This window comes from Mycobacterium sp. IS-3022 (assembly GCF_001500065.1).
Classification (GTDB): Bacteria; Actinomycetota; Actinomycetes; order Mycobacteriales; family Mycobacteriaceae; genus Mycobacterium.
The window spans coordinates 272,218-286,843 of sequence record NZ_LQIN01000023.1; the positions used below are offsets into that span (position 1 = coordinate 272,218).

Here is a 14,626-nt window from a genome sequence, read left to right on the forward strand (position 1 = left end):
CAGGTTCCGGGCGTGGCTACTTGGCAGTAGCTGTGACGTCCACCTCAGCGGCCATCGCGGCCCCGACGATGCCCGCGGTGTTCTGCAGCGCCGCGGCGACCACCGGTGTGCGGTTCTTCAGCAGCGGAATCCACTTCTCGGCCTTTCGGCTGATGCCGCCACCTGCGATGAACAGGTCGGGCCAGATCGCGTTCTCGACCGCTACCAGCACCTTCGTCACCTCGACGGTCCAGCGTTCGTAGCTCCAGCCCTTGCGTTCCTTGACCGACGACGCCGCGCGGTGCTCGGCTTCCTTGCCGCCGACCTCGAGGTGGCCGAACTCGGTATTGGGCAGCAGGACACCGTTGTGGATGACCGCCGAACCGATGCCCGTGCCGAAGGTCAGCAGCACGATGACGCCGGTGTTGTCCCGGCCCGCGCCGAACTTCTCTTCGGCCAACCCGGCGGCGTCGGCGTCGTTGAGAACCGTCACCTGCTGCCCACCGAGATGGTTCACGATCGCATCGCGGGCGTTCACGCCGATCCAGCGCTTGTCGACGTTGGCCGCGGTGCGCACGATCCCGTCGGTCACCACGCCGGGATAGGTGACCCCCAGCTTGTCGGTCCACCCGAACTCACGGACCACCGCGGCGACGGTCTCGGCGACCGCGTCGGGCGTCGCCGGCTGAGGCGTGGGCAGCTTGAACCGCTCACCGATCAACTGGCCGGTGTCCAGGTCGACGACGCCGCCCTTGACGCCGCTGCCGCCCACATCGATGCCGAATCCGCGGCGTTGGCTCTGGGCGGTGCTCGGCGCGACGGAGGGCGAATCGGTCGCGGTCATGAGCGCTCCTCCAGTTCAGCCAGGCGTGCCCGAGATTTCGTGCGACCCACACCTTAGTGGCTCGGGGAAGGCTGCGCGTGGCTGTCGGGCGAGCAGGTCGCGACAACGTCGGCCGGACGTGTTGCGATGGGTCAATGTCCGACAACGACGCCGATCCCGTCCTGCTGCGCTCGGTCGCCGAGCAACTGGCCACCGAGGCGGCCGCCTTCGTGCGGCACCGTCGCGCAGAGGTTTTCGGTGACGCCGGCTCGTCACCGGACACGCCCGGCGTGAGGACCAAGAGCTCGCCGACCGACCCGGTCACCATCGTCGACACCGAAACCGAGCGGCTGATCCGCGATCGGCTTGCCGTGCTGCGTCCCGGCGAACATGTGCTCGGCGAAGAAGAGGGCGGCACACCCGCCCAAGACGGCGAACTGACCTGGGTGCTCGACCCGATCGACGGCACGGTGAACTTCGTCTACGGGTTGGACGCCTATGCGGTCTCGGTCGCCGTGCAACGCGATGGCGTTTCGTTGGCCGGTGCCGTCGCGAACGTCCCGACCGGTGCGGTGTACTCGGCGGCAGTCGGCCACGGCGCGCATCGGCGGCACGCAGACGCGACCACGCAGCTGCGCACCAGCGCAGCCGACGATCTGTCAATGTCGTTGCTGGGCACCGGATTTTCTTACGACCGCGAGCAGCGGGCCCGACAGGCCGAGGTGTTGACCCGGATGCTGCCCGCGGTGCGCGACGTGCGCCGCATCGGATCGTGTGCGCTGGACCTGTGCATGGTGGCGGCGGGTCAACTCGATGCCTATTACGAGGACGATGTGCACCTGTGGGACTGGGCGGCCGGGGCGCTGATCGCCGCCGAAGCGGGCGCCACGCTGCGCCTGCCGCCGGGGCAGGGGTCGGCGGGCGGACCCGGGTTCATCGTGGCCGCAGCGCCGGCCGTCGCGGCCGCTCTGGACGCCGCACTGCGCCGCGCGGGCGCGCTGTAGGTTTTCGAGAACTGGTTGCCGGACAACGGCTTACCCGCTCAGCAGGCCCCCGAGTGGATCTCCGACAGCAGATCCGGATCGGCCGGCTGGGTGGCATCCGGGCGCAGGCTCGCGAGCACCGCCTCGATGTCGTCGCTGCTGCTCAACTCGGTGAACTCGGTACCGAGGGCGAGGTCCACGCTGTCGTCGCCGCGGTCATCCTGGAACAGTTCGGTGCACGGCGCGACCAGCCACACCGCTGCCGCCGCGGCGCGTCCGGCCTCGCCGAACCGGATCTGGCCCTGGCACTCCAGGCGGGCGGTGGCGTAGAGCGGATCGTTGGCCGCGGTCGGTTCTGCGAACCCCAGATCCTTCAGCGCAGTGGCCACCTCGGCGGCCTGTCCACCCTGACCACTGGCGTTGAGCACCCTGATCTTCGTATCGGCGAGGCGGGCGGGAGCCACGTCGACCATGTCGGCGCGTGAGACCTGTTCACCGAGCGTCGGGGCCGGCGCACCCGGGTCGGCGGGCGCCGGCGGCGGATTGCAGATGGCCGCCTCCTGCACGTCGGCGGGACGGTTCAGCGCGACGACCCAGACGAACAACGTCACCACGGACAGCGCGACGAACAACACGATTCCCGGCAGGTAGTACCGCCGACGAAAGGGACGACCGTGCTCGTCGAACGCGGTTCCCTCGGTGATTTGCGCGACCACGAGTGCACTCTAAAGCCCCAGGTGCCGCCTTGTTCGCGTGGCACGATGTGAGCTGTGACATAAATCACAGTGGAACGGGTATCAATACGGGCACGAATCGTTTGGCGGATGCGTTCGACGCTGGTACAAAGCTCTGTCGCACAAGCTTTATTCGGAGGGGACGAGATGGCTACCGATTACGACGCCCCACGGCGGACCGAGACCGATGACGTCTCGGAAGACTCGCTCGAGGAGTTGAAGGCGCGGCGTAACGAGGCCCAGTCGGCGGTTGTCGATGTCGACGAGTCGGAGTCCGCGGAGTCCTTCGAATTGCCCGGCGCCGACCTGTCCGGCGAGGAGCTGTCGGTGCGGGTGATTCCCAAGCAGGCCGACGAGTTCACCTGTTCGAGCTGCTTTTTGGTACACCACCGCAGCCGACTGGCCAGCGAGAAGAACGGCGTCATGATCTGCTCGGATTGCGCGGCCTAGCTGCGCGGTCTGGACTCGCAGTTCAACTACGGAGAGCGGACAGCACCCGGGCCGGATGCCGACAGCTGACCAGCCAGTATGGCGTCGGATCGTCTGGATCGTCGAGCACCAGCAGAACCATCGGACCCACCCACGCCCGATGTACGACGAAGGCGGCCGGGTCCAGCTGACGGCCCAGCGCCGCGGATTTGGCGCTGCGCGGCACTTCGGCGGAGCGCGCGACCACATCGACAGGAAGGTGGGCGGGCCCGGCCCAGAACTCGGTGCCGTCCGGTCCGCCGACGACCCGTACCTCGGTCCGGCCCAGCCACAGCAGGACGACGGCCGCGACCGGCAGCAGCAGGGCGTAAGGCAGCCATCCGGGCACCCCGGGAACGCCCATGTCGATTTCGACGGCGATCAACGCCGCGAGGCCCAGGCCCGGCGGCCACCACCACCACGGCACCCGAAGCCGCTCGCGGTAGCGCACGGATTGCGACGTGGCGCGCGTGTCGGACACGCGGCCAAGAGTAATCTCTGACGTCGTGCCCACCACCCTGGCGGTCGTCCGCCTCGACCCTGATCTGCCGATGCCCAGCCGCGCCCATCACGGCGACGCGGGCATCGACCTTTTCAGTGCGCTCGACGTCGAACTGGCCCCCGGCCAGCGTGCGCTGGTGCCGACCGGCATCGCGGTGGCCATTCCGCACGGGATGGTCGGTCTGGTGCACCCGCGCTCGGGTTTGGCTGCCCGCGTTGGGCTTTCGATCGTCAACAGCCCGGGGACGATCGACGCGGGGTACCGCGGTGAGATCAAGGTGGCGCTGATCAACCTCGATCCGCAGGTGCCGATCGTCGTCCACCGCGGGGACCGCATCGCGCAGTTGCTGGTCCAGCGGGTCGAGCTGCCCGAGCTGGTCGAGGTCACGTCCTTCGACGAGGCCGGTCTTGGTGACACATCCCGTGGCGATGGTGGCCACGGCTCCTCCGGCGGACATGCGAGTTTGTGAGATGGCATTCGGTAAACGCAAGGACAACGACGACACCCGCGGCGACCTGGTCGATCGAAGCGGCGCAGGGCAGGAGACCGGCGACGAGGTCGACGGCGAACTGGACGGCCCCTTCGACATCGAGGACTTCGACGACCCGGAGGCGGCCGCCACCGGCCGGCTGAACCTGGGCTCAGTCCTGATCCCGCTGCCCGCCGCCGGTCAGGTGCAGGTCGAGCTCACGCAGCAAGGGGTGCCGAGTGCCGTGTGGGTCGTCACACCCCACGGCCGGTTCACTGTCGCCGCCTACGCCGCTCCGAAGACCGCCGGTCTGTGGCGCGAGATCGCCACCGAACTGGCCGACTCGTTGCGCAAGGACGGCGCCCAGGTGTCGATCCAGGACGGGCCGTGGGGCCGCGAGGTCGTCGGCGTCGCCGCCGCGCAGCAGGGCGAGGCGGCGCAGCAGGGTCAGCCCGGCGTGGTGCGCTTCATCGGGGTCGACGGCTACCGCTGGATGATCCGCTGCGTCGTCAACGGCCCGCAGGAACACTTCGACGCGCTCGCAGCCGAAGCGCGAGAAGCGTTGGCCGACACCGTGGTTCGTCGCGGCGACACTCCGTTGCCGGTGCGGACTCCGCTGCCGGTCGAGTTGCCTGAGCCGATGGCCAACCAGTTGCGCGCCGCCGCCGAACAGGCCGCCCAACAGGCGCAACAAGGTCAGCAGGCGGAGCAGCAGCAGCCGCCCGCGCAGCCCGTCGCGCGGCGCAGCGCTCAGGGCTCGGCGATGCAGCAGTTGCGCACCATCACCGGCGGCTGACTCTTTGGACTTTGCGACTAACGGGTTGATCCCACGCACCAGCAGATGCGGGTAATCAACCAGTTAGTGCCCCCGACCGGCCGCGCGCGTCAGTCGACGTCGCTCAAGGCCGCCACACATCCCGCGCCGACCACCGCGGGATCGTCGCCCATCTCATCGAGTGTGAACGTGCGCAACGCCGCCTTCGGCGCCGCGGTCACCCACTCGATCGCGACCTCGAGGGGATGCACGGGGTCGTCGGTTGCCGCGGCGACGCCGAGCGGGACGGTCAACCGCGCCAACTCCCGACAGCTGGGTGCGACGTAGCGCGCCGCCTCCTCCATCGCGTCGGGTAGAGCGGGCCACTGGGCCAGCCATGACCGGGTCAGCTCGTCGGCCAGCCAGGGCGGGCTCGACGCCTGCATCGCCGCGGTGGCCTCGGCCAGCCCGTCGCGGCGCAGCACCTCTGCGGAATGCCGCGCCGCGGCCGCTGCGGGCGCCCGCTGTGGTGAGCCCGTCCACGCCGGCAAGGCGGCGAGTACACCGACCGTCCGATCGGGATGCGCCAGTGCCCACGAGACGGCCACGGCGGCGCCGATCGACACGCCGCCGACCGCTATGAGCCCCGTCGCCGCCGCGTCGTCGAGGGCGGCGCGGTAACCCTCGACGAGGCGGTGTGGTTGCGGCGCCGGGGTGATGACCGTCGCGCCGCGATCACGCAGGGCGGGGGAAAACGCCCGGTAGACGAAGTCGTCGTCGGAACCCGTGCCGGGCAACAGCACCGTGGGAACGCCGCGCAGATTGACCGTCATGCGTTGATCGTGCCCGCCCCGGCGACCGCTCGGCGCGCCGACCCGACCCCGCGTGGCAAATCGGAACCAAGAGGTCTAGCGTGGCGTTGGATTGGGTAGATCCATAGTGGATCTGCGATAGGTCAGGAGAGGCCATGGCTACGGCCGAAGGGTATCTGCGCCGGCTCACCCGGCGGCTGACAGAAGATCCCGAGCAGCTCGACGTCGAGGAACTCAGTGACGAAGTTGCCTCGACCGGCGCCCAGAAGGCGATCGACTGTCAACGCGGTCAGGAAGTCACGATGGTCGGCACTCTGCGCAGCGTCGAATGCAACGGCAAGGCTTGTGCCGGCGGTGTGAAGGCCGAACTGTTCGACGGTACGGACTCGGTGATGCTGGTCTGGCTCGGCCAGCGGCGCATCCCCGGCATCGAGTCGGGGCGCACGCTGAAGGTGCACGGCCGCGTCGGCAAGCTCGACAACGGCGCCAAGGCGATCTACAACCCCCACTACGAGATCCAGAAGTGAGTGATCCCGGAACCGAACCGGGGAAGCCCTCCACCGAGCAGACCAGCAAGGCCCACGCCGTCCTGCGGCAGATGGGCGGCGTCAGCGGGCTGATCTACTCCACGCTGCCCGTCGTCGCATTCGTTCCGGTCTCCCAGATCTTCGGGTTGATGCCCGCGATCGTCGCGGCGCTCGGCGTGGCGACGGTGATTCTGGCGTGGCGACTGGCTCGCCGCGAGTCCACCCAGCCGGCGGTCTCCGGCTTCTTCGGGGTGGGAATCTGCGCGCTGATCGCCTACGTGACCGGGGAGTCGCAGGGTTACTTCCTCTGGGGCATCTGGATGTCGCTGCTGTGGGCGACGGTGTTCACGGTCTCGGTACTGATCCGGCGTCCCGTCGTCGGCTACGTGTGGAGCTGGGTCAGCGGCGCCGGCGCGGACTGGCGCCGGGTGCGCCGGGCGTTGACGGCGTTCGACATCGCCACCCTGTTCTGGGTGCTGGTGTTCGGCTCACGCTTCGTCGTGCAGCAGCATCTCTACGATGCCGGCCAGACCGGCTGGCTGGGCGTCGCACGCATCTCCATGGGGTGGCCGCTGACGGCGGTCGCCGCGCTGGTGACCTATCTGGCGATCCGGACGGCGCAGAAAGCCCTCACCGGCGACCAGGCGTCAGAGGACCTCCACGAGACGTTGCCCGGGGCCACCCAACCCGACGCTCGCTGAGGACACCGGCCGGGCGTCGCTCACGCCGAGTCAGCGCGGCTGCGGGTGCAGAAGCAGATCCTGCAGTTGATCTTCGACCTCGGCGACGGCCACGAACAGCAACTCGTCGCCGCCCTCGAGCGGCTCGTCGGACTCCGGCACGATCACCCGCGGGCCCCGCAGGATCGTCACCAGCGCGCAATCGCGGGGCAACTCGAGGCGTTTGACGGGCTTACCGCCCCATGGGGTGTCGTCGGGCAGCGTGATCTCGACCAGATTGGCCTGCCCCTTGCGGAACTCCATCAACCGCACCAGGTCGCCGACCGCGACGGCCTCCTCCACCAGAGAGGCCAACATGCGGGGCGTCGACACCGCCACGTCGACTCCCCAGCTCTCGTCGAACAGCCACTCGTTGCGGGGGTCGTTGACGCGCGCCACCACCCGCTGCACCGCGAATTCGGTCTTGGCCAGCAGGCTGACCACCACGTTGACCTTGTCGTCGCCGGTGGCCGCGATCACGACGTCGAACTCCTCGAGCTGCACCGACTCGAGGAGACTCAGCTCGCATGCGTCGCCCAGCCGCCAGTGCGCCGCGGGAATCGCGTCGACGTCGATGTGGTCGGGGTTGCGTTCGAGCAGCGTCACCTCGTGGGCGTCGACGAGCTCGCGTGCGATGGATCGGCCGACGGCGCCGGCCCCGGCGATGGCGACTTTCAACTGCGCCACTCCTCGATGTCGTCGTCGGCGCGCTTCATCAGCTCTCGAGATCCTCGCTGGGCGGCAGCGCGGCGATGGCCAGCGCTTCGGCGATGTGGCCGGCGATCGCGGCCATGAACACCTGGTCGCTGGCCTGGATGACGGTTTTGCCGTCGGGCAGCAGCCCCGCGCCGAAGCGGATCAGGAACGCCACCCGGCCGCCGGTGGCCGCCTCCAGATCGGTGATCCGGCGGCCCACCCACGATTCGTGCATGGCCAGTTCGGTCACGCCGACGTTGCCGGTCGGGTCGCGCCATCGGGCGGTCTCGGTTTCGCGGGTCAGCACGTTGAGCAGCCGGTCGGTCGTCCACGGCACGGTGGCCACCGTCGGGATGCCCAACCGTTCGTAGACCGCCGCGCGCTTGGCGTCGTAGATGCGGGCGACCACTCGCTCGACCCCGAAGGTCTCGCGGGCCACCCGCGCCGAGATGATGTTGGAGTTGTCGCCCGATGAAACCGCGGCGAAGGCGCCCGCCTCCTCGATGCCCGCCCGCAGCAGCACATCGCGGTCGAAGCCCATACCGAGCACCCGTTCGCCGGAGAACTCCGGAGACAGCCGGTGAAATGCCGTGCCGTCACGGTCGATGACCGCGACGTCGTGACCGATCCGGGCCAGGCTGTCCGACAGCGACGCACCCACCCGGCCGCAGCCCATCACCACTACACGCACTCCACGGTCCTTCCTGTCGAACCCGCGCAGTCGGAACGCTACAGCTTTCTGACGGCCATTTGCCGCTGGGCTTACTCTTGGCACTCGTGTCCAAGCTATCCAGGTTCGCGCGGCGGGTGGTGCTCGGCAGGCCGTTTCGCAGCGACAAGCTTTCGCACACCCTGCTGCCCAAGCGGATCGCCCTTCCGGTGTTCGCCTCCGATGCGCTCTCGTCGGTCGCCTATGCGCCGGAGGAGATTTTTCTGGTGCTCTCCGTCGCGGGGTTGGCGGCCTACTCGATGTCGCCATGGATCGGGCTGGCCGTCGTGGCGGTCATGTCGATCGTCATCGCCAGCTACCGGCAGAACGTGCACGCCTACCCGTCGGGCGGTGGGGACTACGAGGTGGTCACCACCAATCTCGGGCCGACCGCCGGTTTGACCGTGGCGAGCGCGCTGCTGGTGGACTACGTGCTCACGGTCGCGGTGTCGATGTCCTCGGCGATGTCGAACATCGGCTCGGCCGTGCCGTTCATCAACCAGCACAAGGTGCTGTTCGCGGTCATCGCGATCCTGCTGCTGGCGGCGCTGAACCTGCGCGGTATCCGGGAGTCCGGAACCGCGTTCGCCATCCCGACCTACGCGTTCATGGTCGGCATGTTCGTGATGCTCGGTTGGGGCTTCTTCCAGCTGTTCGCGCTCGACGAGCCACTGCAGGCCGAATCCGCCGCCTTCGAGATGCATGCCGAGCACGGTGAAATCCTCGGCTTCGCGCTGGTTCTTCTCGTCGCGCGGGCGTTCTCGTCGGGCAGCGCGGCGCTGACTGGCGTGGAAGCCATCAGCAACGGGGTGCCGGCGTTCCGTAAGCCGAAGTCGCGCAACGCCGCAACGACGCTGGCGCTGCTCGGGCTGATCGCGGTCACGCTGTTCATGGGCATCATCATGTTGGCCAAGGAAACCGGTGTGCAGATCGCCGAGCGCCCACACGAACAACTCGTCGGTGCCCCGCCGGACTACCACCAGAAGACGTTGATCGCGCAGTTGGCCGACACGGTGTTCCACGACTTCACGCTCGGGTTGTGGGTCATCGCGGGCGTCACCGCGCTGATCCTGGTGCTGGCGGCCAACACCGCGTTCAACGGATTCCCGGTGCTCGGATCGATTCTCGCCCAGGACCGGTATCTGCCGCGCCAGTTGCACACCCGCGGTGACCGGCTCGCGTTCTCCAACGGCATCCTGTTCCTGGCGTTCGCCGCGATCGCGTTCGTGGTGGCATTCCGCGCCGAGGTCACGGCGCTGATCCAGCTCTACATTGTCGGGGTGTTCGTCTCCTTCACGCTCAGCCAGGTCGGCATGGTCCGGCACTGGACGCGGTTGCTGCGCACCGAGACCGAACCCGTGATCCGGCGCAAGATGATGCGGTCGCGGGTGATCAACTCGATCGGCTGCCTGTGCACCGCGACGGTGCTGGTGATCGTCGTGGTATCGAAATTCCTTGTCGGAGCATGGATTGCGATTCTGGCTATGGGCGCGCTCTTCGGGATGATGAAGCTGATCCACCGGCACTACGACACCGTGACGCGCGAACTCGAGGAGCAGGCCGCCGCGGAGAGCGACATGGTGCTGCCGAGCCGCAACCACGCGATCGTGCTGGTGTCCAAACTGCACTTGCCGACGCTGCGCGCGCTGGCGTACGCCAGGGCCACCCGGCCGGACACGCTGGAAGCGATCACCGTCAGCGTCGACGACGGCGAGACGCGGGCACTCGTGCACAAGTGGGAGGACAGCGACATCAGCGTCCCGCTGAAGGTGATCGCCTCGCCGTACCGGGAGATCACCCGCCCGGTGCTCGAGTACGTCAAGCGGGTCAGCAAAGAGTCGCCGCGCACCGTTGTCACCGTGTTCATCCCCGAGTACGTCGTCGGCCACTGGTGGGAGCAGGTGCTGCACAACCAGAGCGCGCTGCGGCTCAAGGGTCGACTGCTGTTCGAGCCGAACGTCATGGTGACCTCGGTGCCGTGGCAGTTGAGTTCGTCGGAGCGGCTCAAGACGCTGCAGCCGCAGTCCGCCCCTGGCGACGCGCGCAGGGGATTCCTGGATTGACCGACGACCCCGGCGGTTCACCAGGACCGCCGTTGGAACTCACTCTGACCGCCGGGCCGCCCGCCAACGGCGGCAGCTGTGTGGCGCGACACGAGGGCCGGGTCGTGTTCGTCCGATACGCGCTGCCGGGTGAGCGGGTCAGGGTCCGGGTGCGCGCAGACCACGGAAAGTATTGGCACGCCGACGCTGTCGAGATCCTCGAGCCGTCCCCCGACCGGATCGCGTCGCTGTGCCCGATCGCCGGTGCGGACGGTGCGGGCTGCTGCGACATGGCGTTCGCCGAACCCGCGGCGGTACGCAGGCTCAAGGGCGCCGTCGTCGCCAACCAGCTGACGCGGTTGGGCGGCTATCACTGGCGCGACGAGGCCGACGCGACCGCCGAACCGGTCGGACACGCCGGCGCCACGGGGTGGCGCACACGGGTCCGGCTGGACACCACCCGCGACGGGCGAGCGGGGTTTCACCGCTTCCACAGCGGCGAGTTGATCACCGAGCTGGACTGCGCGCAGTTGTCCGCCGACATGCTCGACGGGCTGGCCGACCGGAGTTGGCCGCCCGGCGCGGCGCTGCACGTCGCACTCGACGACGACGGTGCGCGCCACGTCGTGCAGTCCGGGCCGCGGGCGCGACAGAAGGGTGGACGCAAGGCCCATACGCAGGTGATCGAGGGCGAGTACGAAGCCGTCCAGCGCATCGGGGACCGGACCTGGCGAGTGCCGGTGACCGCGTTCTGGCAGTCGCACCGTGACGCGGCGCAGCTCTACAGCGACCTGATCGCCGGGTGGACGCAGTTGAGCGACGGGATGACGGCATGGGACTTGTACGGCGGGGCAGGGGTTTTCGCAGCGGTCCTGGGACGGCAGGTCGGCGAGACGGGCAAGGTCGTCACCGTCGACACGTCGCGGGGGTCGTCGTGGGCGGCGCGCGCCGCGTTGGCCGACATGGGTTGGGTGTCGGTGGTCACCGACTCCGTGCGCCGCGCGCTGACCGCCCAGCCTGAGCGGGCCGACGTCGCCGTGCTGGATCCGCCGCGGACGGGCGCAGGTCGCGAGGTGATCGACCTGCTGGCCGGCGCGGCGGTGCCGCGGGTGATCCACATCGGATGTGAGGCAGCCTCTTTCGCCCGCGACGTCGGACTGTACCGGGGGCACGGCTACGCGGTGCAGGCGCTGCGGGTCTTCGACTCGTTCCCGTTGACGCATCACGTCGAGTGCATCGCGGTTCTCACGCGCTGATCTGGGTACCCGCCCCGGCATGACGGACAATGGCCAGAACGCAAAGCAAGAACAGCTCGACGGGTCCCGGTTCGACAAGACGACGGGTTACCTGACCACGCAGCAGGGGGTGCGGGTCGACCACACCGACGACGCGCTGACGGTCGGGGAGCGCGGACCCACGCTGCTCGAGGACTTCCACGCACGGGAGAAGATCACCCACTTCGACCACGAACGCATCCCGGAGCGGGTCGTGCACGCCCGCGGCGCCGGCGCATACGGCTACTTCGAGCCGTACGACGACTCGCTCGCCGAGTACACCGTCGCGAAGTTCCTCACCACACCCGGCACGCAGACCCCGGTCTTCGTGCGGTTCTCCACGGTGGCCGGCTCCCGCGGGTCGGCGGACACCGTCCGCGACGTGCGCGGCTTCGCCACGAAGTTCTACACCGACCAAGGCAATTACGACCTGGTGGGAAACAACTTCCCGGTGTTCTTCATCCAGGACGGGATCAAGTTCCCCGACTTCGTGCACGCCGTCAAACCCGAGCCGCACAACGAAATTCCGCAGGCGCAGTCCGCGCACGACACACTGTGGGACTTCGTGTCGCTGCAACCGGAGACGTTGCACACGATCATGTGGCTGATGTCGGACCGGGCGCTGCCGCGCAGCTACCGGATGATGCAGGGCTTCGGCGTGCACACCTTCCGGTTCGTCAACGCGCGCGGCGAAGGCACCTTCGTGAAGTTCCACTGGAAGCCGCGCCTGGGTGTGCATTCGCTGGTGTGGGACGAGTGCCAGAAAATCGCGGGCAAGGACCCCGACTTCAACCGGCGCGACCTGTGGGACAGCATCGAGGCCGGCCAGTTCCCCGAATACGAGCTGGGCGTGCAGCTTGTGCCCGAGAGCGACGAGTTCAACTTCGACTTCGATCTGCTCGACGCCACCAAGATCATTCCCGAGGAACAGGTTCCGGTCCGGCCCGTCGGCAGGATGGTGCTCAACCGCAACCCGGACAATTTCTTCGCCGAAACCGAGCAGGTCGCGTTCCACACCGCCAATGTGGTGCCCGGCATCGATTTCACCAACGATCCGCTGCTTCAGTTCCGCAACTTCTCTTACCTCGACACCCAGCTGATCCGGCTGGGCGGGCCGAACTTCGCGCAGCTGCCGGTCAACCGTCCGCTGGCGGACGTCCGCAACAATCAGCACGACGGTTACGGCCAGCACGCGATCCCGCGGGGACGGTCCAGTTACTTCCCGAACAGCCTCGGCGGCGGCTGCCCCGCATTGGCCGACGAGAACGTGTTCCGCCACTACACCGAGAAAGTCGACGGCAACAAGATTCGGCAACGCGCCAAGAGCTTCGAGGATCACTACAGTCAGGCGCGCATGTTCTGGAAAAGCATGTCTGCTCCGGAGGCCAAGCACATCGTCGCGGCGTTCGCGTTCGAACTCGGCAAGGTCGAGGTGGAGGAGATTCGGGCGCGCACCGTCGAACAGCTCAACCGGATCGACCACGACCTGGCCGCTCAGGTCGCCGGCAAGCTGGGTCTACCCGAACCCGCCGAGCAGGCGGTGGACGACAAGATGCCCGCGTCGCCGGCGTTGTCGCAGCTAAACACGGCGACCGACAGCATCGCCAGTCGCAAGATCGCGGTGCTGGCCGCGGACGGCGTCGACGTCGAAGGCGCCCAGCGAACCATCGAGGCGCTATGGCAACGCGGTGCGGTGGTCGAGGTGCTGGCGCCGGTCGCGGGCGGCACGCTGTCCGGCGGTTCGGGCGGCGAACTGCCCGTCGACCGCGCGATCACGACGATGGCTTCGGTGCTGTACGACGCGGTGATCGTGCCCTGCGGGCCGGATTCGGCGCAGACGCTCTCCGGTGACGGGTATGCGATGCACTTCATCACCGAGGCGTACAAGCATCTCAAGGCGGTCGGCGCATGGGGTTCCGGCGTGGACCTGCTGCCCAAGGCCGGCATCCCCGAAGAACTCGCGGACGACACGAACGTCGTTGTGTCCCACGGCGTCGTCTCGACCACTGCGGCCGCCGGCGACCTCACCGACGAGTTCGCCAAGGCGCTGGCTTCGGTGCTGGCCCAACATCGGGCATGGGACCGGGAGACCGATCCGGTACCGGCCTGATCGCGTGCAGACCTTCCTGCCCTACCCGGGCTTCGGCGACACCGCCGGCGTCCTGGACACGAAGCGGCTGGGCAAGCAGCGGGTGGAGGCCATCCAGGTGGTCCGGGCGCTGACGGTCCCGGGTTACGGGTGGCGCCATCACCCCGCCGCGGCGATGTGGGCCGGCTACGAAGAGGCGCTGGTTCGCTACGGGCTCGACATCTGCGCCGCATGGTGTCGACTGGGCCACGCCGACACCTGCGCGGCGACGATGGTCAGCGACCTCGCCACCGGCACCGGTATCGGCACGCCGCGCATGCAGGAGGAGCTTTCGGCGGCGGGGGAGGTGCCGCCGTGGCTGGGCGATCCGGTGTTTCACTGCAGCCACCAGTCGGTGCTGGTGCGCAAGGACCCGCAGCACTACCGCCGGTTCTTCCCCGACGTGCCTGACGATCTGCCCTATGTCTGGCCCGCGTCAGACCGCGACCGGCGGGTGTCGATCTGACGCCACCGGTCCAGCAGCGCCGGAAGTTCGTCCATCAGGAAGGCGTAGAAGTCGCGCATCTGCGTCAGCCGACGCCCGGCAGTGCTGTCGCGGCCGGTAACGGCGATTGCATCATCTGCCGCCGCCTGCATGGCCCCGATCACGTCGTTCTGTGCGGTATACAAAGTGGCCCACGCGTCATCGCGCAACCGGTAGTGGTCGCGCCGGCTCGCCGGCACGGGCATGCGTTCGACCAGTCCGACGGACGTCAGCATCTTGACCGCACCCGAAATCGCGCCGGAGCTCGCCTGCAAGCGATCCGCGAGCTCGCCGGCAGTCATCGCCGATTGCTCGGTGCACAGCAGCGTGGCCAGAACGCGAGCCGTCATCCGTTGCAGACCGTGATCGGTCAACACCAGGGCGAGCCGTTCGGCGGCCTCCTGTTGTCCGCGCGATCCCGGCACCGCGCCTCCTCTCAAAGCCCCGAGCGACAATGGACTTCAATAATCTCTGAAAGTTCAGTATATTAGCGGGCGGCGCTCCGGGAAGTCTGGTCGGAATC

The 14,626-nt window shown here is 68.3% G+C and carries 17 protein-coding genes; 10 read left to right on the top strand and 7 right to left on the bottom strand.

The window, feature by feature from the left end:
* Window positions 1–16 precede the first annotated feature (16 nt).
* Window positions 17–823 carry a polyphosphate--glucose phosphotransferase gene (gene ppgK / locus AU188_RS15670; RefSeq protein ID WP_059164597.1) on the bottom strand — a complete coding sequence of 269 codons (807 nt, stop codon included), beginning with the start codon at window positions 821–823 and terminating at the stop codon, window positions 17–19.
* A gap of 134 nt (window positions 824–957) precedes the next feature.
* On the opposite strand from ppgK, the gene AU188_RS15675 reads away from it, so the two are divergent.
* The gene (locus tag AU188_RS15675) at window positions 958–1,806 is read left to right on the top strand and encodes an inositol monophosphatase family protein (RefSeq protein ID WP_059164598.1); all 849 of its coding nucleotides are present in this window, start codon (window positions 958–960) and stop codon (window positions 1,804–1,806) included.
* Between the two features lie 38 nt (window positions 1,807–1,844).
* Here the strand turns inward: AU188_RS15675 and cei are convergent, their stop codons facing one another.
* A complete protein-coding gene (gene cei / locus AU188_RS15680) occupies window positions 1,845–2,501 on the bottom strand; it encodes an envelope integrity protein Cei (protein WP_059164599.1) in 657 nt (218 codons plus the stop codon).
* A 165-nt stretch (window positions 2,502–2,666) separates the two neighbouring features.
* Here cei and AU188_RS15685 point away from each other — a divergent pair, with 165 nt between their 5' ends.
* Window positions 2,667–2,969 (top strand): DUF4193 domain-containing protein, encoded by a 303-nt coding sequence (locus AU188_RS15685; protein ID WP_014815424.1) that lies wholly within the window; start codon window positions 2,667–2,669, stop codon window positions 2,967–2,969.
* A 22-nt stretch (window positions 2,970–2,991) separates the two neighbouring features.
* Here the strand turns inward: AU188_RS15685 and AU188_RS15690 are convergent, their stop codons facing one another.
* Window positions 2,992–3,468, bottom strand: a complete 477-nt coding sequence (locus AU188_RS15690) for a DUF3093 domain-containing protein (protein WP_059164600.1) — start codon at window positions 3,466–3,468, stop codon at window positions 2,992–2,994.
* A gap of 25 nt (window positions 3,469–3,493) precedes the next feature.
* On the opposite strand from AU188_RS15690, the gene dut reads away from it, so the two are divergent.
* Together dut and AU188_RS15700 are read left to right on the top strand one after the other, a co-directional pair.
* Complete coding sequence (gene dut, locus AU188_RS15695) at window positions 3,494–3,958, top strand: dUTP diphosphatase (RefSeq protein ID WP_059164601.1); 465 nt, start codon at window positions 3,494–3,496, stop codon at window positions 3,956–3,958.
* 1 nt (window position 3,959) lies between these two features.
* A complete protein-coding gene (locus AU188_RS15700; protein WP_059164602.1) occupies window positions 3,960–4,754 on the top strand; it encodes a DUF3710 domain-containing protein in 795 nt (264 codons plus the stop codon).
* 89 nt (window positions 4,755–4,843) lie between these two features.
* On the opposite strand, the gene AU188_RS15705 is transcribed toward AU188_RS15700, so the two are convergent.
* Entirely contained in the window at window positions 4,844–5,545 is a 702-nt protein-coding gene (locus AU188_RS15705) for an alpha/beta fold hydrolase (protein ID WP_059164603.1), read from the bottom strand.
* A gap of 134 nt (window positions 5,546–5,679) precedes the next feature.
* Between AU188_RS15705 and AU188_RS15710 the strand changes: the two genes are divergently transcribed.
* Window positions 5,680–6,051 (top strand): OB-fold nucleic acid binding domain-containing protein, encoded by a 372-nt coding sequence (locus tag AU188_RS15710; protein WP_059099842.1) that lies wholly within the window; start codon window positions 5,680–5,682, stop codon window positions 6,049–6,051.
* Window positions 6,048–6,752, top strand: coding sequence for a DUF3159 domain-containing protein (locus AU188_RS15715; RefSeq protein ID WP_059164604.1), 705 nt, complete (start codon window positions 6,048–6,050; stop codon window positions 6,750–6,752). The genes AU188_RS15710 and AU188_RS15715 overlap by 4 nt, the downstream gene beginning before the upstream one ends.
* Before the next feature lie 30 nt (window positions 6,753–6,782).
* On the opposite strand, the gene AU188_RS15720 is transcribed toward AU188_RS15715, so the two are convergent.
* Together AU188_RS15720 and AU188_RS15725 are read right to left on the bottom strand one after the other, a co-directional pair.
* A complete protein-coding gene (locus AU188_RS15720) occupies window positions 6,783–7,448 on the bottom strand; it encodes a potassium channel family protein (protein WP_059164771.1) in 666 nt (221 codons plus the stop codon).
* Between the two features lie 37 nt (window positions 7,449–7,485).
* Window positions 7,486–8,157, bottom strand: coding sequence for a potassium channel family protein (locus AU188_RS15725; RefSeq protein ID WP_059164605.1), 672 nt, complete (start codon window positions 8,155–8,157; stop codon window positions 7,486–7,488).
* A gap of 86 nt (window positions 8,158–8,243) precedes the next feature.
* Here AU188_RS15725 and AU188_RS15730 point away from each other — a divergent pair, with 86 nt between their 5' ends.
* From AU188_RS15730 to AU188_RS15745, 4 genes are read left to right on the top strand one after another with little or no spacing between them, the layout of a single operon-like run.
* Window positions 8,244–10,238: an APC family permease gene (locus AU188_RS15730; protein ID WP_059164606.1), complete on the top strand. Its 1,995-nt coding sequence runs from the start codon at window positions 8,244–8,246 to the stop codon at window positions 10,236–10,238.
* Window positions 10,239–10,270: 32 nt separating this feature from the next.
* On the top strand, window positions 10,271–11,473 hold the full coding sequence (locus AU188_RS15735) for a class I SAM-dependent RNA methyltransferase (protein ID WP_059164607.1): 1,203 nt from the start codon (window positions 10,271–10,273) through the stop codon (window positions 11,471–11,473).
* Between the two features lie 19 nt (window positions 11,474–11,492).
* Window positions 11,493–13,601 carry a catalase gene (locus tag AU188_RS15740; protein ID WP_059164608.1) on the top strand — a complete coding sequence of 703 codons (2,109 nt, stop codon included), beginning with the start codon at window positions 11,493–11,495 and terminating at the stop codon, window positions 13,599–13,601.
* 4 nt (window positions 13,602–13,605) lie between these two features.
* Window positions 13,606–14,085: an MSMEG_6728 family protein gene (locus AU188_RS15745; protein WP_059164609.1), complete on the top strand. Its 480-nt coding sequence runs from the start codon at window positions 13,606–13,608 to the stop codon at window positions 14,083–14,085.
* Here the strand turns inward: AU188_RS15745 and AU188_RS15750 are convergent.
* Window positions 14,040–14,528, bottom strand: coding sequence for a GbsR/MarR family transcriptional regulator (locus AU188_RS15750; RefSeq protein WP_059164610.1), 489 nt, complete (start codon window positions 14,526–14,528; stop codon window positions 14,040–14,042). The genes AU188_RS15745 and AU188_RS15750 overlap by 46 nt on opposite strands.
* Window positions 14,529–14,626 lie beyond the last annotated feature (98 nt).

Bases quoted from the DNA above. Each gene is read 5' to 3' on its own strand.
- AU188_RS15685 (WP_014815424.1), top strand. From the start codon at position 2,667: ATGGCTACCGATTACGACGCCCCACGGCGGACCGAGACCGATGACGTC.
- AU188_RS15705 (WP_059164603.1), bottom strand. From the start codon at position 5,545: ATGACGGTCAATCTGCGCGGCGTTCCCACGGTGCTGTTGCCCGGCACG.
- AU188_RS15700 (WP_059164602.1), top strand. From the start codon at position 3,960: ATGGCATTCGGTAAACGCAAGGACAACGACGACACCCGCGGCGACCTG.
- AU188_RS15710 (WP_059099842.1), top strand. From the start codon at position 5,680: ATGGCTACGGCCGAAGGGTATCTGCGCCGGCTCACCCGGCGGCTGACA.
- AU188_RS15675 (WP_059164598.1), top strand. From the start codon at position 958: ATGTCCGACAACGACGCCGATCCCGTCCTGCTGCGCTCGGTCGCCGAG.
- AU188_RS15740 (WP_059164608.1), top strand. From the start codon at position 11,493: ATGACGGACAATGGCCAGAACGCAAAGCAAGAACAGCTCGACGGGTCC.
- ppgK (WP_059164597.1), bottom strand. From the start codon at position 823: ATGACCGCGACCGATTCGCCCTCCGTCGCGCCGAGCACCGCCCAGAGC.